This is a genomic window from Flavobacterium ammoniigenes (assembly GCF_020886055.1).
Taxonomy (GTDB): Bacteria; Bacteroidota; Bacteroidia; order Flavobacteriales; family Flavobacteriaceae; genus Flavobacterium; species Flavobacterium ammoniigenes.
Genome location: NZ_AP025184.1, coordinates 338462 through 359010 on the forward strand (window position 1 = coordinate 338462; position 20549 = coordinate 359010).

Below are 20549 nucleotides of genomic sequence, written 5' to 3' on the forward strand. Positions count from 1 at the left end.
TACTATTAAAAAAAACAGCCGTCAATAAGGACGGCTGTTCAAGTTGGTATTTGTAGTGATTTTATGAACCACACATTTCGCAGTCCTCTGGACCAGCATTACGAGCTTGTTCAATCATAGCTCTGTATTCTTCAGCTGTCATTTCAACTGCTTCATTAAGCACTGCAACAGGTTGTTCTTTAACTTCCAACTCCACTACAGCTTCTGGCTCTGCTATTTTATCATTGTTTACCGTAAACTTAATTGCATCTACTGCTGATTTGGTTCTTAAGTAATACATTCCTGTTTTCAATCCAGATTGCCAAGCATAGAAATGCATCGAAGTCAATTTAGAATAATTAGCATCTTGCATGAATAAGTTCAACGATTGTGATTGGTCAATAAAATATCCTCTATGACGTGACATGTCGATAATATCTTTCATTGACATTTCCCAAACCGTTTTGTATAATTCTTTCAAATCTTGCGGAATCACATCAATGTTTTGAACAGATCCGTTTTCACGCATGATTTGCTGTTTCAAGGTTTCGTTCCACAATCCTCGCTCCACTAAATCGTGTAATAAGTGTTTGTTCACTACGATAAACTCTCCTGACAATACACGACGTGTATATAAGTTTGAGGTATACGGTTCAAACGCTTCATTATTTCCTAAAATTTGAGAGGTCGAAGCTGTTGGCATTGGCGCTACCAATAACGAGTTTCTAACTCCGTGTTCTACTACTTCTTTACGTAACGATCCCCAGTCCCAACGACCTGATAATTCTTCGTCTTTCATTCCCCACAAGTTGTGTTGGAATTCTCCCTGAGAAATTGGAGACCCTTTGAAAGTAGAATACGGTCCTTCTTCTTTAGCCATTTCCATCGAAGCGGTTACCGCTGCAAAGTACAATGTTTCGAAGATTTCTTGGTTTAATTTTTTTGCTTCATCACTTGTAAATGGCATACGCAACATAATGAAAGCATCGGCCAATCCTTGTACCCCAAGTCCTACAGGACGGTGACGTAAATTAGAGTTTTCTGCTTCTTGAACTGGGTAGTAATTTCTATCAATTACTTTATTCAAGTTGCGGGTTACACGTTTAGTTACATCAAACAATAATTGGTGGTTGAAACTTCCGTTTTCAACGAACATTGGTAACGAAATAGAAGCCAAGTTACACACCGCAATTTCGTCTTTCGAAGTGTACTCCATGATTTCGGTACACAAATTAGACGAACGAATAGTTCCTAGATTCTTTTGATTAGATTTACGGTTAGCCGCATCTTTATACAACATATATGGTGTTCCAGTCTCAATTTGAGATTCTAGAATTTTTTCCCATAATTCACGTGCTTTAATGGTTTTTCTACCTTTTCCTTGCGCTTCATATGAGGTATACAATGCTTCAAATTCATCACCATATACATCATACAATCCTGGACATTCGTTAGGACACATTAAGGTCCAAGTAGTATCTTCTTGCACACGTTTCATGAACAAATCAGATGTCCACATGGCAAAGAATAAATCTCTTGCACGCATTTCTTCTTTTCCTGTGTTCTTTTTCAAATCCAAGAAATCAAAAATATCTGCATGCCAAGTTTCGATATAAATCGCAAAACTTCCTTTACGTTTTCCTCCTCCTTGATCTACATAACGAGCGGTGTCATTGAATACTCTCAACATTGGAACAATTCCGTTAGATGTTCCGTTAGTGCCACGAATATAAGATCCTGTTGCACGAACATTGTGAATTGATAATCCAATTCCCCCTGCAGATTGTGAGATTTTGGCGGTTTGTTTTAAGGTATCGTAAATTCCATCAATACTATCATCTTGCATAGCCAAAAGGAAACAAGAAGACATTTGTGGTTTTGGAGTTCCAGCATTGAATAATGTTGGCGTAGCATGTGTAAAGAATTTTTTCGACATTAAGTCGTAGGTTTCAATCACTGAATCCAAATCATTCATGTGGATTCCCACCGATACACGCATCAACATATGTTGTGGGCGCTCTACAATTTTTCCGTTGATACGCAATAAATACGAACGCTCTAAAGTTTTAAATCCGAAATAATCGTAATTAAAATCTCTATTATAAATGATATGCGAATTTAAAAACTCCGCATTTTCTTGAATTACTTTGTGTACTTCTTCTGACAATAAAGGAGAAGCTTGGTTGGTTCTTGGATTTACATAATGATACATTTCATTCATCGTTTCTGAGAATGATTTGTTCGTGTTTTTATGCAAATTTGAAATCGCAATACGTGCCGCTAATTGGGCGTAATCCGGATGCGCAATTGTCATTGAAGCTGCGGTTTCAGCCGCAAGATTATCTAATTCTGATGTAGTAACTCCGTCATACAATCCTTCAATCACACGCATTGCTACTTTTACAGCATCAACTAAATCATTTAAACCATAACATAGTTTTTTAATTCTATCTGTGATTTTGTCAAACATTACCGGTTCTTTATGACCGTCTCTTTTTACTACATACATAATCTTGTGGTTTTAAGAAAACAAAAAATCCCTTCTTTGCTTTCGAGTATTTGTTATTATTTTTTGCGCCGCAGCGCGGTAATCGAATTAAAATCTAGTTCCGATTAAAAATCGGCATCGAATGTAATTTTTTGAGCTTCAGAATCCGTATTCATTACTCCTGCTTTTTGGTATTCGCCCACACGTTTTTCAAAGAAGTTAGTTTTTCCTTGTAACGAAATCATGTCCATAAAATCAAAAGGATTCGATGAATTATATACTCTGTCGCAACCCAATTCTACCAAAAGTCTATCTGTAACAAATTCTAAGTATTGAGTCATCAAATTGGCATTCATTCCAATCAAACTTGCAGGAAGTGATTCTGTGATGAATTTTCTTTCGATACTCAATGCATCGGTTAAAATTTCGGTGATTCTCGCTTTAGGCACTTTATTTACTAAGTGATTGTTGTGTAAATGAACTGCAAAATCACAGTGCATTCCTTCGTCTCGTGAAATCAACTCATTAGAAAAAGTCAAACCTGGCATTAAACCACGTTTCTTTAACCAATAAATAGAACAGAAAGAACCTGAGAAGAAGATACCTTCTACGGCTGCGAAAGCAATCAAACGTTCTGCAAAAGACTCCGAGCTAATCCATTTCAAAGCCCATTCTGCTTTTTCTTTGATAGCTGGAAAGGTTTCGATAGCATGGAACAATTCGTGTTTTTCAGCTTCGTCTTTCACATAGGTATCAATCAATAATGAATACGTTTCACTGTGAATATTTTCCATCATGATTTGGAAACCATAGAAAAATTTGGCTTCTGGATATTGTACTTCCGACACAAAATTTTCAGCTAAATTTTCGTTTACAATTCCGTCAGAAGCTGCAAAAAATGCCAATATGTGTTTGATGAAATATTTTTCATCTGCATTTAATTTATTATTCCAATCATTCAAGTCGGTATGCAAGTCAATTTCTTCAGCGGTCCAAATACACGCTTCTTGTTTCTTGTACCATTCCCAAATATCTTGGTGTTTGATTGGAAAAATAACAAAACGATCTTTGTTTTCTTGTAAAATTGGTTCAATAGCAGACATAAATACTGGTTTATTTTTTTGATTGAAAATACATTAGATTTTGGAATGGTTGGGGTTTACAAAGATTGTAAAATATTGCGGGTATAAAAAGTCAAACTTATTCACAATCGGCTCTAGTTTTTAACAAAGTCGAAAAAACATAGCAATTCTAATCCAAAACATAATTAACTATAAATCAATGTTTTGAAAAATTAAAAATCGATGTAGTCCCGTGAAATATAGGATTTTTAGAAAATTTGCAAACTGTAAATTGCCGAGGTAGGTAGTCTTATTTTTTTAGATCCAAAGCTACTTTTTCAAGCTCTAAATACCAATCTTCGCCAAACTTTCTTACTAGAGCTTCTTTGACAAATTTATAGACCGGAACTTGTAATTCTTTACCTAAAGTACAGGCGTCATTACAAATGTCCCATTTGTCATAATTAACAGCAGTAAACTCTGAAAAATCTTTTACTCGAATTGGATACAAATGACAGGAAACTGGCTTTTTCCAACTCACAATTCCTTCGTTGTAGGCTTGTTCAATCCCGCATAATGCCGTTGCGCCATCAAAAATAACATAGGCACAATCTTTACCTTCAATTAAAGTAGTTTCAAAATCACCATCTTCTCCTTTAACCCAAGTTCCTTGCGCTTCGATTGCGGCAATTCCTTCAGGGCGTAAATAGGGTTTTACTTTTGGATAAATTTCTTCCATGATTTTAGTTTCATCTGCACTTAAAGGAGCACCAGCATCCCCATCGATACAACAATTCCCTTTACAAGCAGATAAATTACAAACAAAATCTCTTTCGAGTATTTCTTCAGAAACGATGGTTTTTCCTAATTGAAACATTGGATACATATATTGAATAATGAAGCGCAAAGGTAATCAAAGCAGTTGAAGAAAATAACACTAAATTGACCTTAAATTAAAATGTCGATGGAAATATCCTCATCATTAATTTCTTTAAAAGTGTACCTTTACAGCAAAAAAAAGAGATGTTTGAAATTGACTTTAGAGAGATCCTGACTGTTGGAATGGTATTGTTTGCCGTAATTGATATTGTAGGCAGTATTCCAATTATAGTAGATTTACGAACCAAACACGGACATATTGAATCTGAAAAAGCATCACTCGTTGCTGGAGTAATCATGATTGTTTTTTTATTTATAGGAGAAGAATTTCTAAAGATCATTGGAATAGATGTTCACTCCTTCGCCGTTGCAGGTTCTTTCGTTCTTTTTTTCATTGCCTTAGAAATGATTTTAGGAATTCGGATTTATAGAGACGAAGAATCGAGTTCGGCTTCAATAGTACCAATTGCCTTTCCATTAATTGCGGGTGCAGGAACCATGACCACGTTGCTTTCATTACGTTCAGAGTTTCACACCATTAATATCCTAATTGCAATTGTTTTGAATTTAATCTTGGTCTATATCGTTTTAAAACTGTCTTCCAAATTAGAAAAGATGCTAGGCAAAAACGGATTAGGGGTTATTCGCAAAGCGTTTGGGGTAGTACTTTTAGCAATTGCTGTTAAATTATTTGCCGCTAATGTTAAAGGTTTGTTTGTGTAATTATTAATTTTATAAATTTACGGCTCCTTTTTAGGTAAAGAAATTGGAATAATAAAACCCAACCTATGAAAATTTTTACACTTGTCTTAATTTTATTGGCATCCGCATTGCTTATTTTTAACACCACTCGATTGAACTTCAATGATGTATTTGCTGGTGAAAGTATGTATGCTTTGATCGGAATTGCGGCTTCTTTTTGTGCCATTTTAATTTTGTTGATCTTTAGAATGTCAAAAGAGATAGAAAAAAGAATGAATGACTAATACCTTTGATGTTCTCATAATTGGAGGCGGCGTTTCTGGAATGTCCTGCGCGCTTGTTTTAGGTTCGGCCAAAAACAAAGCCTTTGCCTCAGAGAAAAAAATTGGCATTTTTACCCACCAAAAATCATCTGCTTTACAAGAAGCCATTTTTAATAATGCCTATGGTATTCCTCCTGGAAAACTTGGATCAGAATTATTAATTGAAAGTAAATCTCATCTCACTTCAACCTATCCGCATATCGTTCAGATTGCTGATGAAAAAGTGTTGAAAATAGAAGGGGAATATCCCAATTTTACGATAATCTCAAATAAAAATTCCTATTCAACTCAAACTATTATTGTAGGAATTGGTTCTGCGAACACCTTCAATATTGAAGGACTTACTCAGTTTGTTGAGCCTCATCAAAAAGCTTTAGCCGAAAAACAACGGATTCAACTACAAAATACAGATCATAAAGTAACTGAAGGCATTTATGTTATTGGAACATTGGCTGGGTGTAGAAGTCAGCTTACTATTGCAGCTGGAAGTGGAGCTGCGGTTGCCACTGACTTGCTTACCTTATGGAACGAAGGGGTTCCTGTTCAAGTGCATGATAGCACTAAAAAATAACTTATTTATTCTTCAAGAATAGCAATCTGCTCTACCTCAATCCCTGCTTTTGTTAAAAATTGAAGCCCTGAATCGTCGCGATAACCATTGTGATACACGACTCTTTTTATTCCAGATTGGTGAATTAGTTTACTACACTCTTTACAAGGAGAAAGGGTAATATATAAAGTGGCGCCTTCACAAGATTGTGTAGAACGGGCTACTTTAAGAATTGCATTGGCCTCAGCATGTAAAACATCCCAGCGGGTCAATCCTTCTTCGTCTTCACAGCAGTTTTCAAATCCCGAAGGTGTTCCATTGTATCCATCCGAAATAATCATTCGGTCTTTAACAATAATAGCACCAACCTGTTTGCGTTTACAGTATGATAATTGACTCCACTCTTTTGCAATTCGCAAATAGGCCTTATCGTACTTATTTAATTTTTTATCTTCCATCTTTATTGATTCCAAATTTCATTTTCTATAATCATTGGTACCACAACACCAATTATAAATGCCGATCCTACTAAAATCCAATCTCTTCTTGAAAATTTAAATAGGCTTTGCACACCATATGCCACGATCAACATCGCGAGTACCACTGTAATTTGCGCTCCTTCAATTCCTAAAGCAAACTCCAACAAAGGTACTAATTTGGAATTGGAACTGCCTCCCAACAGGGTTTTAAAATAATTTGAAAATCCTAAACCGTGAATTATTCCGAAGAAAAGCGTGATCAAGTACACCAAATTCAAATTTTCTTTTCTATTGGTTTTGCCAAGAGTAAATAGATTAAAAACAGCAGTAGTTAATATCGTTATAGGGATTAGCAATTCAACAATAGTAGCTTTGATCACCAAGATTTCATAAACAGATAACAATAAAGCAGTCGTATGGCCTAACGTAAAAAGCGTAACAGAAAACAGTAATCTTTTCCAATCTTTGAAGGTAAAAGGCAAAACTAAAGCCATCATAAACAAGACATGATCATAAGCCTGGATATCTAAAACATGATGCAAGCCAATTTGAAAGTAAACCCAAAACTCTGACATAAACTATTTTTAGTTTCTAATTATTGGTAAACTTACAATTAATTTTGAAAAAGCGAATTTTGTTGAATGAGAAAAATTTTGCAATAAAAAAACATTCCAAATAAGCACTAACCATAGTCTACTTTTGAAAAAATATGTACCTTTATGCTTATTATTAAACCCACTTATTATGTCATTTTCCGATTTATTTGATAGCGAATTCAAAGCCAGAAACAAAGGTCATTTTTCAGCTATAGTTAGAGTAGCACTTGCCGATGGACATTCTTCTGCAGAGGAAAAAGCTTTCTTAGACAAATTAGCAACCAACCTTCAAATTTCTACCTCAGAATATGAAGAAATTTTAGAAAACCCATCTTTATATCCCATCAACCCGCCGTATTCGTATAATGAAAGATTAGAACGCTTATTTGATTTGGGACGTATGGTACACATTGATCATCATTTAGGTGATGGGCAAGAAAAATTATTAGAAAAATTGGGTGTTGCTTTGGGCTTTACGCCAAGTAATGTGAGCTATATCATTCACAAAGCACTTACTTTAATCGATAAAAAAGTAGACTTAGACACTTTTATTTACGAAATGAAAAACATGTATAAATAATTCCTTTGTACTCTTTGAATGTAGAAGCCCTTTTTAAGGGCTTTTTTTATTCAACAATCTGATGTAATTCAAAAGTCAAGTCACAAATAATGTATTTTTTGTGAAAATGACATAAATTTTGTTGCGAAGCTTGCTATCATTGTATATTTGTCAAACAAATAACTGAATTAGACCTATTATTATAAAATTTAACTCATTACGTTTTTAATTTATGACTATTCGAAAAGGAAAACCGGAAGATATGAAAGGCGTTTTGGCTCTAATCCAGGAATTAGCTGATTATGAAAAAGAGCCTAATGCGGTTGTTATTACTGTAGACGATTTAATTCGAGATGGATTTGGAACTCATCCTTTATTTCATGTATTTGTAGCCGAAGTTGATGATAACATTGTTGGTATCGCTTTGTACTATTACCGTTATTCTACATGGAAAGGAAAAACGATTCATCTAGAAGACCTAGTAGTAAAACAAAGCATGAGAGGAACCGGTCTTGGTTACGCCTTGTATTCAGAAATAATTAAACAGGGTAAAAAAGATAACGTACGACGTATTGAATGGGCTGTCCTGGATTGGAATACTCCAGCTATAGCATTTTATGAAAATTCGGGTGCGAAAGTATTTGACGAATGGAAAATAGCTCAAATGGACGAAGAAAGCATCAATTATTTTGTTGAAAATAAACTAAAATAGCATATAACTATGAAAATATTCAAATTTGGTGGCGCCTCAGTTAAAGATGCCGATGGAATCAAAAACGTATATGACGTATTACAAAAAGCAGGGTATGAAGATGTTCTTTTAGTTGTTTCTGCTATGGGAAAAACGACTAATGCATTAGAAATAGTAATCAAAAATTACTTCGATAAATCTCCTGAGTTAAGTGCATCAGTTCAAGAAATTAAGAAATACCACAATCAAATCTTATTGGATTTGTTTGAAAATGACAAAGATCCAGTTTTCACAGCTGTCAATGAGCAATTCACTGATCTAGAATACTTTTTAGCACACAATAAATCGCCAAATTACAATTTTGTTTACGATCAGATTGTGAGTTTTGGAGAATTAATTTCAACTACAATTCTAAGTCATTTTATGAATTTTATGGGTGTTAAAACCCAATGGATCGACGTACGAAATTTTATTAAAACAAACGCCAATTATAGAGATGCAGAGGTAGATTGGGAATTAACTCAAAAAAATATTGCCAAAAACATAGCTCCTAAAATTTTAAATATCACACAAGGTTTCTTAGGATCAGACGAAAACAACTTTACTACCACTCTAGGCCGTGAAGGTTCTGATTATACTGCTGCTATTTTTGCTTATTGCTTGAATGCAGAAAGTGTAACTATTTGGAAAGATGTACCAGGAGTAATGAACGCAGATCCACGTTATTTTGAAAACGCGAGTTTGTTAAATCAGATTTCCTATAGAGAAGCTATTGAATTAGCATTCTATGGCGCTTCAGTAATTCACCCAAAAACATTACAACCGCTACAAAAGAAAGAAATTCCTTTGTATGTTAAATCATTTATCAATCCATTATTAAAAGGAACCAGCGTTTCCAAAGGAGTGGATTTAGAACCTCATTTACCTTGTTTCATTGTGAAAAGAAACCAATTATTAATTTCACTTTCTTCTATTGACTTCTCTTTCATAATGGAGGAAAACATCAGTGAAATTTTTGGATTATTCCACGATCATAAAATCAAAGTGAATTTAATTCAAAATTCGGCGATCAGTTTCTCCGTATGTGTTGAGGATAAATTTGGCGAATTCAATACATTGAATGCTGTACTATCGAAAAAATTCAAAGTTGATTTTGAAGAAAATGTTACGCTGTATACTATTCGTCATTTTGATGATGCGGCAGCAAAAACAGTTGAAAATGATAAAACTGTTTTATTAAAACAAATCAGTAGAGAAACAATGCAAATTGTAACTAAGGAATAAGAACAATATCTCTTTAAAATAAAAAAGCACCTATATAGGTGCTTTTTTATTTTAAAATTTTAACTGATACACATCGTCTAAATCTTTATCCGAACTGATATTCACATCAAGATCGGTGACAAACCCCGAGTTCAATCCATACACCCAACCGTGTAAAGTTAAATCTTGACCTTTTTTCCAAGCCGACTGTACTATTGATGTTTTTGCCAAATCAAACACTTGTTCTTTCACATTCAATTCAACAAACTTATTGAAGCGTTCTGTTTCATCTAGGATAGAATCCAAATAGTGATTGTGCAAACGGTAAACATCTTTGATATGGCGAATCCAATTGTCAATTATCCCAATAGAATCATTGCTCATAGCCGCTTTAACCCCACCGCAACCGTAATGACCACAAACTAAAACGTGTTTTACTTTAAGCACATTGACTGCGTAATCTAACACACTCAACATATTCATATCAGAATGAATCACCATATTGGCAATATTTCTATGTACAAATACCTCTCCTGGCTTGGCGCCAATGATTTCATTCGCTGGTACTCGGCTATCTGAACAACCTATCCATAATAAAGGCGGCGTTTGACCTTTCGCCAAATCCTCAAAATAATTGGGGTCTAATTCTAACGATTCTTCTACCCACCTCTTATTGTTATCCAGTATTTTTTTATAGAATTCTTTCATTCTCTTTTTTATTTTAAAGGTATTAAACTAATTTAAAACCACAATTATTCTTTGTCGAAATGTTTGACTTCTTTTTGAACCATTACTCTTTTCAACGCATCGTACTCATGAACAATAGTAACATGATTATCATCATTATTTTGTAATTGGTATTCTTTTTTAAATCCTTTTAGTTTTACTTTAATATGTTCTTCTTTAGCTCTAATTGTTTTGAATTCATGAATCAAATCCAAAATATCATGGGCAATATAAATGGTGTCTTTGGCATCAATAATCACCTTAGAATTTCCTGGTATTGATTGTAATGTTTCTTTGATAGCCGCTTTATTTAAGAACGAAACTTCCTGAGCTAGATCAATATGAATTACATCACCATCTGCATATTCTTCTTTTCTAAAAATATAAGCTCTTTTTAAATTGCCTTTTAAAATAAACACTACGCTAATGATCATTCCGAGCGCTACACCTTTTAACAAGTCTGTAAAAACTACCGCAATTAAAGTTGCTATAAACGGAATAAACTGGTATTTTCCTTTTTGCCAAAAATGAACAAATGTTGCAGGCTTTGCTAATTTATACCCTACTAAAAGCAAAACAGCAGCCAGAGTAGCTAAAGGGATTTTATTCAGTAGAAACGGAATCGAAAGCACACTAATTAAAAGCAAAATACCATGAATAATGGCTGACATTTTGGTTTTGGCTCCTGCATTGTTATTAGCTGAAGTTCGAACAACTACAGAAGTCATTGGCAAACCACCCAAAAGCGAACTTACAATATTTCCTATACCTTGCGCCTTCAGTTCCACATTAGTATTAGTATATCTTTTTTGAACATCCATTCTATCCGAAGCTTCAATACACAATAAGGTTTCGATAGAAGCCACAATTGCAATAGTTAGCCCTACTACCCAAACTTGCGGATTTAAAATGCCTTCAAAATTAGGTGTAACTATAATTTGCTTAAAATCTTCTATTGAAGACGGGACAGGCAAGGAAACTAAATGTTCTTTAGCGATAGCCAAACTACTTCCTGAATTGACAAAGAATTCATTTAAAACGATTCCGGCGATAACTGCCACTAAAGCTCCAGGAATTAATTTTAATTTTTTTAGAAACGATATTTTATCCCAGGCAATCAAAATACACAATGACAATATCGAAATCACAATCGAACCTAATTGCACATAATTAAAAACGTGAAGCAAAGAAGAAAAAGTGTTACTCCCATCAGCTTGAATAAAAGATTGGTCGCCTTCAAAATCACTATCAAAACCAACGGCATGAGGCAATTGTTTCATAATTATAATGATTCCGATACCAGCTAACATTCCTTCGATTACATTAGTAGGAAAATAATTTGAAATCGTACCTGCTTTTAAAAATCCAAGAACCAATTGAAATAAACCCGCAATAAAAACAGCAGTTAAAAATACATCAAAGGCACCCAAATCAGTTATAGCAGTTAAAACGATAGCGGTTAATCCCGCTGCCGGACCTGAAACACTAATATGAGATTGACTTAGATAGCCTACTACAATTCCGCCAATAACTCCGGAAATAATTCCGGAAAACAAAGGAGCTCCAGAAGCCATTGCAATTCCTAAACACAAAGGTAGCGCCACCAAAAAAACCACTAAACCTGAAGCAAAATCAGATTTAAAGTTAGCAAAAAGATTAATTTTTTTTGACATGATATTGGACTAAATTACACATAAAGACAAAACACACTTTTGTTAGTGTGTCCAAAATTTTTAAATCGATTGGATTAAAAAATGAATTATGATTTAACTTAGTTTTGGTGGCGGAATAAGAATTCCTAAAGAAATAGTATAGTATTTAACTGAATTTTCCGAAGAGATAAATTGATTTCTTACCGAAGGTAAATACAGTTTATTGTGAATTTGTTCGAAATAAAAAATGAGTTTGAAATCTTTTTGAACTTGCTCTTCTTCCGAAAAATTAGAAACTACCGAGACATCTCCATCATTTTCAATAGCACTAACTACGGTAGGTGTTATTAAAAATAAAACGAATAAAAATAGTAATATACTGGCTAGTTTTTTCATTACAACAAAAATAGAATTAATCTTGTAGTAAAGGCGCTAATTTTAAAAAAATTAACACTGTTTATTGATGTTTCGGAAATATTTGCTCTATCTTTTTTTCGAAGCTCTATCAATAGTAAATGAGAATTCAGAACCAACACCGTATTCACTTTCTACATATATTTTTTGCTTGTGGGCTTCTACAATATGTTTGACAATAGACAACCCTAAACCAGAGCCTCCCTCTGAACGAGAACCGCTTTTATTCACCCTGTAGAATCGTTCAAAAAGTCGTGGAATATTTTGTGATTCTATTCCTTCACCATTATCTGTTACTCGGACTAATATTTTTTTACTTGTAAAGCCAGTTACCGAAATTTCCGTTTCGCCTCCTTCTTTTCCATACTTAATTGAGTTTACAATTAAATTAATAATTACCTGTTGTAGCTTATCCTTGTCAGCTGCCACCCACATGGGTTTATTATTATGTTCAAGTACCAATGAAATATTTTTTTTAGAAGCTTTCATTTCTAACATATCCACAATACTTTGAATTAATTCTACTATGTCAAATTCTGCTATTTCTAAATTGAGTTCACCTGATTCTAACTTACTAATCATATCCAAATCCTCAACGATATAAATGAGTCGTTCAACACCCTTTTCGGCGCGATCCAAATATTTTTTCAAAATAGTCTTGTCCTCAAATGCCCCATCAGTTAAAGTAGACAAATAACCTTGAACCGTAAATAAGGGCGTTTTTAATTCGTGAGAAACATTGCCTAAAAACTCTCTTCGGTAGTGTTCACGAACTTGTAACATTTCGATTTCCAACTTTTTATCGGTAGCAAATTTTTTAACCTTTCTTGACAATGTTTCCATATCTGTTGCAATGGGTTGATTGGCTAAGGAAGGTGCATCCAATAAAGCGACATCATCGTAGATTTTTTTAATTCTGTTGTAAATAAATCTTTCTATTCGGTATTGCAAGACTAAAAAAGAGAATACAAACAAAACCATAAAAAAAATGGCACCATAAATCCAAACGGTATCTTTATCATATTTTAACGAAACTCGAAGAAGAATCATCCCAAAAAAAGTCGCAAAAAGACTAATTAAAGAGGATGATTTTATAGCAAACTGATAATTTCTTTTAAAATTTTTTTTCATTACAAAAAGGGGTATAAATAAAAAACAACGCAATAAATTGCGTTGTCTAAAGTACTATTATTTTTTAAAAAACTAGACTTCTAATTTATAGCCCACTCCTTTAATTGTTTTGAAAAAATCATCTCCTATTTTCTCTCTCAATTTTCGAATGTGAACATCAATTGTTCTTCCGCCTACAATGACATCATTTCCCCAAATTTTATCTAAAATTTCTTCTCTTTTAAATACTTTTCCAGGTTTCGAGGCTAATAAGTAAAACAATTCAAATTCTTTTCTTGGTAAGGAAATTTCGACCCCATCCTTAATAATAATATACTCCTCTCGATTAATTTCAATTCCACCAACCGTTAAAGTACCAACGTTTTTTTGTTGATCATTAAAACGTCTTAGCAAAGCGTTTACTTTACTAACCAATAATTTTGGTTTGATTGGTTTACTAATGTAATCATCAGCACCTGCATCGAAGCCTGCTACTTGAGTATAATCTTCATTACGAGCGGTAAGAAAGGTAATAATTACATTAGGCAATTCAGGTAGTTTTCTAATGATTTCACAGGCCTCGATACCATCCATTTCAGGCATCATGACATCCATGATAATTAAATCTGGCAAGTCCGATTTTGCTTTTGCAACTGCTTCTTTTCCGTTGGAAGCGGTACAAATTTGATATCCTTCTTGAGATAAATTATACCCCACAATTTCTAAAATATCTGGTTCATCATCAACCAATAAGATTTTAGCTTTATTCTTTGCCATAGTTTACTTTATTTGAATCTAAGTTATACTTATTTAGATTAACAAGTTGTAAATATATAGAAATTTACAAACCGAAAACCGAGTTAACCTAAATTTAATCTAGTAACAATTTGGTAATATTAAGTTATTGAAAATATAACAAAGTGATAACCTCGAAACAACATTGCCGCGGTTAATTTGCAGAAAAATTAAAACTATTAAAATGAAATTAAAATTTGTATTAATTACATTATTTATTTGTGCAATAGGTTTCGCACAAACCAAAGGTACTGTTTCAGGTACGCTTTTAGACAAAGAATCAAAAAATCAACCGCTGCCTTTTGCTAATGTCCTTATTAAAGGAACTTCAATTGGAGTAAACACTGACATTGATGGAAAATATTCTATCAGTCTTCCTGCAGGTAATTATACTATCCAATTTAGTTTTGTTGGATATGAAAACATAGAAATGCCAATTTCTATTAAAGCTAATGAAACTCTTGTTATCAATAAAACTTTAGGCTCTGGAAACTACACTTTGAAAGATGTAGTAGTTAAAGCCAGTGGTAATAGAGAAAAAGAAACCGTTTTACTTTATGACCAAAAAAAGGCTGTAGTTATTAAACAGAGTATTGGAGCGCAAGAAATGGCTCGTAAAGGTGTAAGTGATGTTGAAGAAGGTTTAACTAAAGTTACTGGAATTACTAAAGTAGATGGTAGAGGTCTTTTTGTAAGAGGACTAGAAGACCGATACAACAATTTGTTAATTAACGATTTGGCGGTTCCATCGAACAACCCATTCAAAAAAATAATCCCTTTAGACATTTTTCCAACTGATATTGTAAGTGTTATTGATACCTACAAAACTTTCAATACCAATATTTATGGTGATTTTGCTGGAGGAACTTTCAATATAGCTACTTCTAAAGGAACTAAAAGCCAATCTAAAATTAATTTTGGTGTAGGATATACTTCTAATAACAACTTAAGAAAATTCCTTACATCTAAAGATGCAACCTCAACCGCAGACTTTTTTGGTTTTTCAGGCTCAGAAAGAGACTTCCCAAAAGTATTTGGCAATGTCCCAAGTAATCGTGTGTTAACAGCTAACGAAGCTTCGACTCAATTTGGATCAGGATTTGATGTTGAACAAGCTAACTCACCACTAAATACAAGTTTTGGAATTTTAAATTCAGAAAAATTTACAGTTGGAAAAAATAGCAATTCATTGCAATATTTAGTTTCGTTCAACTTTGACAACAAATACCAATATAGAGAAGGTGTAGATCGTTTTTTTAATGCTGCTCAAGGAAATTACGATAATGATTTGTTTAACAAACAATACAAATACATCACTAATTCATCTGCATTAGCATCATTGAATTTTAAATCAGAACGATTGAATTTAACTTCAAATACATTTTATTTAAAATCTACAGAGAACATGATCCAAGATCAATTGGGTTACACCAACTCTGCAACAATCAATAATAATGGTTTTATTAGAATGAATCAATTGACTCAATCTGACTTTTTAAATACACAATTGTTTGGTACTTATAAAGTATCTAAAGATGATAGAAAAAATATTAAAGCGGGAGTTTCATTCACAAAAACAGGATTTCAATTACCAGATAGAAAATCATTTAAAGGGGTATTATTGGATGATAATACAACTGCGATTAGTTATACAGGAAATAGTTTGTACAGACAAACTATGGATGTAGATGGTAAATTCCACGTTTCAAGCATGCTTGAATATTCATGGCTTTTCGGAAAAAAAGACAACAAAGATGCTCATAAATTGACTGTTGGTTACAATTCATACATTAATAGAATGGACTCAAAATTCAGATTCTTAGTTTCTGATAGAGTGGGTGCCAATGCTGTGTCTTTTAACACAAACAACCCTGATGCTACATTAGCAAGTGAAATTACAAATGGAAAATTTACTTATAGAGAAGGAACTAATTCTACATATAAAGCAAAATTATTAGAATATCTAAATGCTGGTTATGCAGATGTAGCTTTTAAATTTAATGATGTATACGAAATGAACTTTGGAGTTAGAGTGGAACAAAGTTTGAGATTAACTAAATACAGAAATCCAGGTTCATTTAATGATCCTTACCAAAAAAAATCAGTAGAAGATTTAGATATATTACCATCTTTAAATATGAAGTATAAATTTAATGATGCTTCCAACTTTAGACTTGCAGCTTCAAAAACCATAACTAGACCTGTAATCATGGAATCATACCCTCTTGAGTTTGTAAACTTAGATGGAACTATTGAAAATGGTAATCCAAATGTTGTGAATAGTGATAATTATAATTTTGATTTGAAATATGAATTTTTCCCAACTGCGAAAGAATTACTAGCTGTTACTACTTTTTCAAAACTAATTCAAAACCCAATTGAAAGATTGTTTACGCAATCAGCTGGTAGTGGTGGACAAATCATTACATATGACAACTCAAATAAAGCATTGCTTGTGGGTGCAGAGTTAGAATTGCTTTTACAACTTGATAGAATTTCTGATAACTTCAAAAATTTATCATTAGGATTTAATACTTCGTTGATGTATTCAAAAGTAACTATCAATAAAAACAATACAACTGAAACGAATCCTGACAGAAGATTGCAAGGTGCCTCTCCTTGGTTAATTAACGCTGACTTAAAATACGATTTTGATTTTTCAAGCAATTGGAACAATACAGTATCATTAGTCTATAATGTATATGGAAAAAGAATCTTTGCTGTTGGGACAAATGGTTTAGATCATTACTACGAGCAACCTTTCAATAAACTAGATTTAGTTTGGAGTAATAAAATTGGAAAGAAATGGGATGCGAAATTCTCAATAGATAATATTTTAAATCCAAAATATAGTATCAAATTAGGAGAAGAAAGTAAACTGCCAATTACTGAGTCAGATTTAACCGTTAAAGATTACACCAGAGGTGTAGGCTTTTCATTAAATGTATCTTATACTTTCTAATACTACTTAACATTAAAAAAACATTTAGATTTAGTTTTAATCACATTTTAATAACAATTTAAATAACTAAAATAAGCACATCTGAAAGTACTTTTGAATTGTTAAAAAACATAAACTAAATTAAATTAAAAAAATTATTATGAAAAAAATCGCATTAAGTATAGCTATCATTGCTGCTGTTTTTACAGGTTGTACTATTGACGACGAAACTGAAGTTGTAAAAGTTCCAGTAACTGGAGAAATTACAGGTGATTTAACTGTTTCAAAAACCTATGCTTACGGAAATTATACCCTAAAAGGTTTTGCTAAAGTTGCAAGTGGTGTAACAATCACTTTTGAAGCTGGATCTACAATAACAGCTGACAAAGCAGATGGTGAAGATGCATTTGTAATCTTAAATGGTGGAAAATTAATTGCAGTTGGAACAGCTACTGAACCAATTGTATTTACTGAAAAATCAAAAGTTGCAGGTTCATGGGGTGGTATAATCATGTATGGAAATGCACCTATCGTTAATTCGGCTACTAACGCAGCACCTCAAACAGCAACTTCAGAAGATGGACTTGCTTTACCTTATGGTGGTTCTGATGCAGCACATAATGGTGGAACATTAAAATATGTGCGTGTTGAATATGCTGGACAAGTTATTACTCAAAACAATAAAGAACAAAATGGTTTCTCATTTTACTCTGTTGGATCAGGTACAACTTTAGAAAACTTAGTTTCTTATAAAGGAAATGATGACGGTTTCGAATTCTATGGTGGAACTGTTAGTATGAAAAACGCAATTTCTTACGGAAATTCTGATGACGCTTTTGACTGGCAAGATGGTTGGAGAGGACAAGAAAATACAAACTGGTATTCTTACCAAGAAGGAGTTGCAAATTATGGTGTAGAAGCTGAAGCTAAAAGTGTTAACAATGCATTTTGGCCTAAAGTAACTAATATCACTTTGAAAAGAGCTGCTGGTACTGCTACTGAAGCTCAATCAGAAATCCAATTAGATGCTTTCCAATTCAAAAAAGAAGGTAATGGAGAATACAGTAACATCGTGATTGATGGGTTCAAAAACCAAACTACTCCAACTGCTAAAAACGGTGGTGCAATTCAAATTTTAGATTTAACAACTTTCAACAACCAAGTTGTAGCTGGAAAAATCAAATTAACAAACGTTACCATCACAAACACTGACAATACGTTTATTTCAGGAGCGTCAACATTCACTGTATCTGCAACTAGCTTTAATCCTGCTTCAAACTGGGCAACTTCTACTACTGCTACAGGTGCTGCATTAACAAATGGAGCTTGGTCTACTGTTAACGGAGCTACTTTGATCAAATAATTATAATTAAGTAGTATTTCCTTCTACTTTAATTAGAAATAAAAAACCCCTGTTAGGAATTCCTAACAGGGGTTTTTCTATTAATCTACTACAAGATTAATTTAAAGCAACTGTTCCATTGCTCCATTTTTTTACTGATTGAATATTGTCTTTAGAAAAATCTACTTCAGACAAACCTTCATTGTTCCAGAAAAACCAGTTACCTACTTTTTCACCTTTGGCATACTCAGCAATAGCAATCTTTAATCCGTTCTCATTGTACGAAATCCATTTTCCGTCTAATTTACCATCAACAAAAAATCCTTCTTGTTGCACTTTTCCATTCTCATGGTAATACGTTGCTTTTACTATCCCGTTTACTTCTTCTAATTTAGGCTCTCTATTTTGTGCAAAAGTTACACTAGATACTACTAACACTGCAATCATCATAATTTTTTTCATTTTGTTAGGTTTTAATTGTTAATAATTCGATAACAAATATAGACATTAATTTACATCTACCAAACATTTACTTAACAATTTGGTAACATTAGGATAAAAATATACTTGGTTTTTCATTAAAAATTATATAAATACTTGATTTATAATAATTTACAATGTTAAATTAAATTTAATAAAATAAGATTATTTTTCGCCCAAACGATTTTTCTCTCTTTTTAGTATACTTACTTAATAAAAAATTGTATTTTTATGCAGTTACTATAAGCATATGAAGAAGTTGTATTTCATTCCTTTATTGTTTTTGCTTTTATTTACTTTGAATGTTACAGCTCAAGAAGTAAAACAGCAATCCAAAATACAAGAGTCAGCCATTGAAGGTTTGAGCTTGTATCCAAATCCTGTAACAAATGGGAGAGTTTATATTGCTACTAAAAATGATGCAGAAAAAGAAATTCAAATTTTTGATGTTTTAGGTAAAAAAGTATTTCAATCCCAATTAAATACAAAAGAATTAAACATCTCGTCTCTTTCACCTGGTGTGTACATCATCAAAATAAGAGAAGAAGAAAGTACTGCCACACGAAAATTAATCATACGTTAATTAAACGTTATCAGTTTTTAACCTTCTGAAAACAATTAGATTACAATTGTAATGATTTCGTAATATTTGGTAAACAACCCAATAACACACTCTTTTTATTTTCGTAAAAACATTTTATGAAAAAGAAAAGAAAACTCCCTTTAGTAGTTTTAAGCGATATACATTTAGGCACTTACGGCTGTCATGCAAATGAATTAGTGTCTTATCTAAAATCAATTCAACCCGAAATGTTGGTCCTTAACGGAGACATTATCGATATTTGGAATTTCACTAAAAGCTATTTCCCAGCTTCACATATGAATGTATTGCGACAAATTTTAAAAATGTCCAATCAAGGAACCAAAGTAGTTTACATTACTGGTAACCATGACGAAGCTCTCCGTAAATACTCTGACACCAATCTAGGTAATATTGAATTGGTGGACAAACTTATCTTAGAACTCGACGAAAAGAAAATTTGGATTTTTCATGGAGATGTGTTTGATTCATCTACAAAAGGATATGCCAAAATAATTGCAAAATTAGGAGGCAAAGGCTATGATTTATTGATACTTATAAATACCTTTTTGAATTGGCTACTTGTATTAGTTGGAAAAGAAAAGAGAAGTTTTTCTAAAAAAATTAAGGATAGTGTAAAAAAAGCCGTGGCTTTCATCTCCAATTTTGAAACCACTGCAGCTGAAATTGCTATAGAAAAAAAATACGACTATGTGATTTGCGGTCATATTCACAAACCACAAATGAAAGAAGTATCCAATGAAAATGGAAAAGTTATGTATTTAAACAGTGGCGATTGGGTAGAAAATTTAACTGCATTAGAATACAACAAAAAGAAATGGAGACTCTATTATTATCAAAAAATAGATTATACCAATCAAACAGAGTCTATTGACGATGCCATAATCAACGACATTGTAAGTAAAATTTTAGCTTAAG

At 32.9% G+C, this 20549-nt stretch carries 21 protein-coding genes; 10 read left to right on the top strand and 11 right to left on the bottom strand.

Annotation, left to right across the window (positions count from 1 at the left end; genetic code table 11):
• Positions 1-61: 61 nt before the first annotated feature.
• The 3 genes from LPC21_RS01450 to LPC21_RS01460 all read right to left on the bottom strand — a co-directional run bounded on the left by LPC21_RS01450 (position 62) and on the right by LPC21_RS01460 (position 4405).
• Positions 62-2488, bottom strand: a complete 2427-nt coding sequence (locus LPC21_RS01450; RefSeq protein ID WP_229317685.1) for a ribonucleoside-diphosphate reductase subunit alpha — start codon at positions 2486-2488, stop codon at positions 62-64.
• 104 nt (positions 2489-2592) lie between these two features.
• The gene (locus LPC21_RS01455) at positions 2593-3570 is read right to left on the bottom strand and encodes a ribonucleotide-diphosphate reductase subunit beta (protein WP_229317686.1); all 978 of its coding nucleotides are present in this window, start codon (positions 3568-3570) and stop codon (positions 2593-2595) included.
• Between the two features lie 268 nt (positions 3571-3838).
• Positions 3839-4405, bottom strand: coding sequence for a DUF3109 family protein (locus LPC21_RS01460; protein ID WP_229317688.1), 567 nt, complete (start codon positions 4403-4405; stop codon positions 3839-3841).
• A 146-nt stretch (positions 4406-4551) separates the two neighbouring features.
• Here LPC21_RS01460 and LPC21_RS01465 point away from each other — a divergent pair, with 146 nt between their 5' ends.
• The 3 genes from LPC21_RS01465 (at position 4552) to LPC21_RS01475 (ending at position 6003) form a co-directional block, all read left to right on the top strand.
• Positions 4552-5130: a MarC family protein gene (locus tag LPC21_RS01465; protein ID WP_229317689.1), complete on the top strand. Its 579-nt coding sequence runs from the start codon at positions 4552-4554 to the stop codon at positions 5128-5130.
• A gap of 65 nt (positions 5131-5195) precedes the next feature.
• On the top strand, positions 5196-5393 hold the full coding sequence (locus tag LPC21_RS01470) for a hypothetical protein (RefSeq protein ID WP_229317690.1): 198 nt from the start codon (positions 5196-5198) through the stop codon (positions 5391-5393).
• A complete protein-coding gene (locus tag LPC21_RS01475) occupies positions 5386-6003 on the top strand; it encodes an FAD-dependent oxidoreductase (protein WP_229317692.1) in 618 nt (205 codons plus the stop codon). The genes LPC21_RS01470 and LPC21_RS01475 overlap by 8 nt, the downstream gene beginning before the upstream one ends.
• 5 nt (positions 6004-6008) lie before the next feature.
• On the opposite strand, the gene LPC21_RS01480 is transcribed toward LPC21_RS01475, so the two are convergent.
• Positions 6009-6440 (bottom strand): deoxycytidylate deaminase, encoded by a 432-nt coding sequence (locus tag LPC21_RS01480; protein WP_229317694.1) that lies wholly within the window; start codon positions 6438-6440, stop codon positions 6009-6011.
• A 2-nt stretch (positions 6441-6442) separates the two neighbouring features.
• A complete protein-coding gene (locus tag LPC21_RS01485) occupies positions 6443-7036 on the bottom strand; it encodes a HupE/UreJ family protein (protein WP_229317696.1) in 594 nt (197 codons plus the stop codon).
• 169 nt (positions 7037-7205) lie between these two features.
• Here LPC21_RS01485 and LPC21_RS01490 point away from each other — a divergent pair, with 169 nt between their 5' ends.
• From LPC21_RS01490 to LPC21_RS01500, 3 genes are all read left to right on the top strand, one after another.
• Entirely contained in the window at positions 7206-7637 is a 432-nt protein-coding gene (locus LPC21_RS01490) for a tellurite resistance TerB family protein (RefSeq protein ID WP_229317697.1), read from the top strand.
• A gap of 211 nt (positions 7638-7848) precedes the next feature.
• Entirely contained in the window at positions 7849-8328 is a 480-nt protein-coding gene (locus LPC21_RS01495) for a GNAT family N-acetyltransferase (RefSeq protein ID WP_229317698.1), read from the top strand.
• Positions 8329-8337: 9 nt separating this feature from the next.
• On the top strand, positions 8338-9591 hold the full coding sequence (locus LPC21_RS01500) for an aspartate kinase (protein WP_229317699.1): 1254 nt from the start codon (positions 8338-8340) through the stop codon (positions 9589-9591).
• 51 nt (positions 9592-9642) lie between these two features.
• Here the strand turns inward: LPC21_RS01500 and can are convergent, their stop codons facing one another.
• The 5 genes from can to LPC21_RS01525 all read right to left on the bottom strand — a co-directional run bounded on the left by can (position 9643) and on the right by LPC21_RS01525 (position 14249).
• Entirely contained in the window at positions 9643-10278 is a 636-nt protein-coding gene (gene can, locus LPC21_RS01505; protein WP_229317700.1) for a carbonate dehydratase, read from the bottom strand.
• 44 nt (positions 10279-10322) lie between these two features.
• Complete coding sequence (locus LPC21_RS01510; RefSeq protein WP_229317701.1) at positions 10323-11969, bottom strand: SulP family inorganic anion transporter; 1647 nt, start codon at positions 11967-11969, stop codon at positions 10323-10325.
• A gap of 93 nt (positions 11970-12062) precedes the next feature.
• Positions 12063-12344, bottom strand: a complete 282-nt coding sequence (locus LPC21_RS01515) for a hypothetical protein (protein ID WP_229317703.1) — start codon at positions 12342-12344, stop codon at positions 12063-12065.
• An 87-nt stretch (positions 12345-12431) separates the two neighbouring features.
• Entirely contained in the window at positions 12432-13493 is a 1062-nt protein-coding gene (locus LPC21_RS01520; protein WP_229317705.1) for a sensor histidine kinase, read from the bottom strand.
• A 72-nt stretch (positions 13494-13565) separates the two neighbouring features.
• Positions 13566-14249 (bottom strand): response regulator transcription factor, encoded by a 684-nt coding sequence (locus LPC21_RS01525; protein WP_229317707.1) that lies wholly within the window; start codon positions 14247-14249, stop codon positions 13566-13568.
• 202 nt (positions 14250-14451) lie between these two features.
• On the opposite strand from LPC21_RS01525, the gene LPC21_RS01530 reads away from it, so the two are divergent.
• Together LPC21_RS01530 and LPC21_RS01535 are read left to right on the top strand one after the other, a co-directional pair.
• A complete protein-coding gene (locus LPC21_RS01530; RefSeq protein WP_229317708.1) occupies positions 14452-17229 on the top strand; it encodes a TonB-dependent receptor in 2778 nt (925 codons plus the stop codon).
• 139 nt (positions 17230-17368) lie between these two features.
• Positions 17369-18571: a hypothetical protein gene (locus tag LPC21_RS01535; RefSeq protein WP_229317709.1), complete on the top strand. Its 1203-nt coding sequence runs from the start codon at positions 17369-17371 to the stop codon at positions 18569-18571.
• Between the two features lie 96 nt (positions 18572-18667).
• On the opposite strand, the gene LPC21_RS01540 is transcribed toward LPC21_RS01535, so the two are convergent.
• Positions 18668-19012, bottom strand: a complete 345-nt coding sequence (locus tag LPC21_RS01540; protein ID WP_229317710.1) for a toxin-antitoxin system YwqK family antitoxin — start codon at positions 19010-19012, stop codon at positions 18668-18670.
• Positions 19013-19280: 268 nt separating this feature from the next.
• On the opposite strand from LPC21_RS01540, the gene LPC21_RS01545 reads away from it, so the two are divergent.
• Both LPC21_RS01545 and LPC21_RS01550 read left to right on the top strand, forming a co-directional pair.
• The gene (locus LPC21_RS01545; RefSeq protein ID WP_229317711.1) at positions 19281-19613 is read left to right on the top strand and encodes a T9SS type A sorting domain-containing protein; all 333 of its coding nucleotides are present in this window, start codon (positions 19281-19283) and stop codon (positions 19611-19613) included.
• Between the two features lie 116 nt (positions 19614-19729).
• On the top strand, positions 19730-20548 hold the full coding sequence (locus tag LPC21_RS01550) for a UDP-2,3-diacylglucosamine diphosphatase (RefSeq protein ID WP_229317714.1): 819 nt from the start codon (positions 19730-19732) through the stop codon (positions 20546-20548).
• The last annotated feature ends 1 nt before the right edge of the window (position 20549 follow it).

What these genes read in the sequence shown, in the direction of transcription:
- LPC21_RS01450 (WP_229317685.1), bottom strand. Translation starts at nt 2,488, where the DNA reads ATGTATGTAGTAAAAAGAGACGGTCATAAAGAACCGGTAATGTTTGAC.
- LPC21_RS01455 (WP_229317686.1), bottom strand. Translation starts at nt 3,570, where the DNA reads ATGTCTGCTATTGAACCAATTTTACAAGAAAACAAAGATCGTTTTGTT.
- LPC21_RS01460 (WP_229317688.1), bottom strand. Translation starts at nt 4,405, where the DNA reads ATGTTTCAATTAGGAAAAACCATCGTTTCTGAAGAAATACTCGAAAGA.
- LPC21_RS01465 (WP_229317689.1), top strand. Translation starts at nt 4,552, where the DNA reads ATGTTTGAAATTGACTTTAGAGAGATCCTGACTGTTGGAATGGTATTG.
- LPC21_RS01470 (WP_229317690.1), top strand. Translation starts at nt 5,196, where the DNA reads ATGAAAATTTTTACACTTGTCTTAATTTTATTGGCATCCGCATTGCTT.
- LPC21_RS01475 (WP_229317692.1), top strand. Translation starts at nt 5,386, where the DNA reads ATGACTAATACCTTTGATGTTCTCATAATTGGAGGCGGCGTTTCTGGA.
- LPC21_RS01480 (WP_229317694.1), bottom strand. Translation starts at nt 6,440, where the DNA reads ATGGAAGATAAAAAATTAAATAAGTACGATAAGGCCTATTTGCGAATT.
- LPC21_RS01485 (WP_229317696.1), bottom strand. Translation starts at nt 7,036, where the DNA reads ATGTCAGAGTTTTGGGTTTACTTTCAAATTGGCTTGCATCATGTTTTA.
- LPC21_RS01490 (WP_229317697.1), top strand. Translation starts at nt 7,206, where the DNA reads ATGTCATTTTCCGATTTATTTGATAGCGAATTCAAAGCCAGAAACAAA.
- LPC21_RS01495 (WP_229317698.1), top strand. Translation starts at nt 7,849, where the DNA reads ATGACTATTCGAAAAGGAAAACCGGAAGATATGAAAGGCGTTTTGGCT.
- LPC21_RS01500 (WP_229317699.1), top strand. Translation starts at nt 8,338, where the DNA reads ATGAAAATATTCAAATTTGGTGGCGCCTCAGTTAAAGATGCCGATGGA.
- can (WP_229317700.1), bottom strand. Translation starts at nt 10,278, where the DNA reads ATGAAAGAATTCTATAAAAAAATACTGGATAACAATAAGAGGTGGGTA.
- LPC21_RS01510 (WP_229317701.1), bottom strand. Translation starts at nt 11,969, where the DNA reads ATGTCAAAAAAAATTAATCTTTTTGCTAACTTTAAATCTGATTTTGCT.
- LPC21_RS01515 (WP_229317703.1), bottom strand. Translation starts at nt 12,344, where the DNA reads ATGAAAAAACTAGCCAGTATATTACTATTTTTATTCGTTTTATTTTTA.
- LPC21_RS01520 (WP_229317705.1), bottom strand. Translation starts at nt 13,493, where the DNA reads ATGAAAAAAAATTTTAAAAGAAATTATCAGTTTGCTATAAAATCATCC.
- LPC21_RS01525 (WP_229317707.1), bottom strand. Translation starts at nt 14,249, where the DNA reads ATGGCAAAGAATAAAGCTAAAATCTTATTGGTTGATGATGAACCAGAT.
- LPC21_RS01530 (WP_229317708.1), top strand. Translation starts at nt 14,452, where the DNA reads ATGAAATTAAAATTTGTATTAATTACATTATTTATTTGTGCAATAGGT.
- LPC21_RS01535 (WP_229317709.1), top strand. Translation starts at nt 17,369, where the DNA reads ATGAAAAAAATCGCATTAAGTATAGCTATCATTGCTGCTGTTTTTACA.
- LPC21_RS01540 (WP_229317710.1), bottom strand. Translation starts at nt 19,012, where the DNA reads ATGAAAAAAATTATGATGATTGCAGTGTTAGTAGTATCTAGTGTAACT.
- LPC21_RS01545 (WP_229317711.1), top strand. Translation starts at nt 19,281, where the DNA reads ATGAAGAAGTTGTATTTCATTCCTTTATTGTTTTTGCTTTTATTTACT.
- LPC21_RS01550 (WP_229317714.1), top strand. Translation starts at nt 19,730, where the DNA reads ATGAAAAAGAAAAGAAAACTCCCTTTAGTAGTTTTAAGCGATATACAT.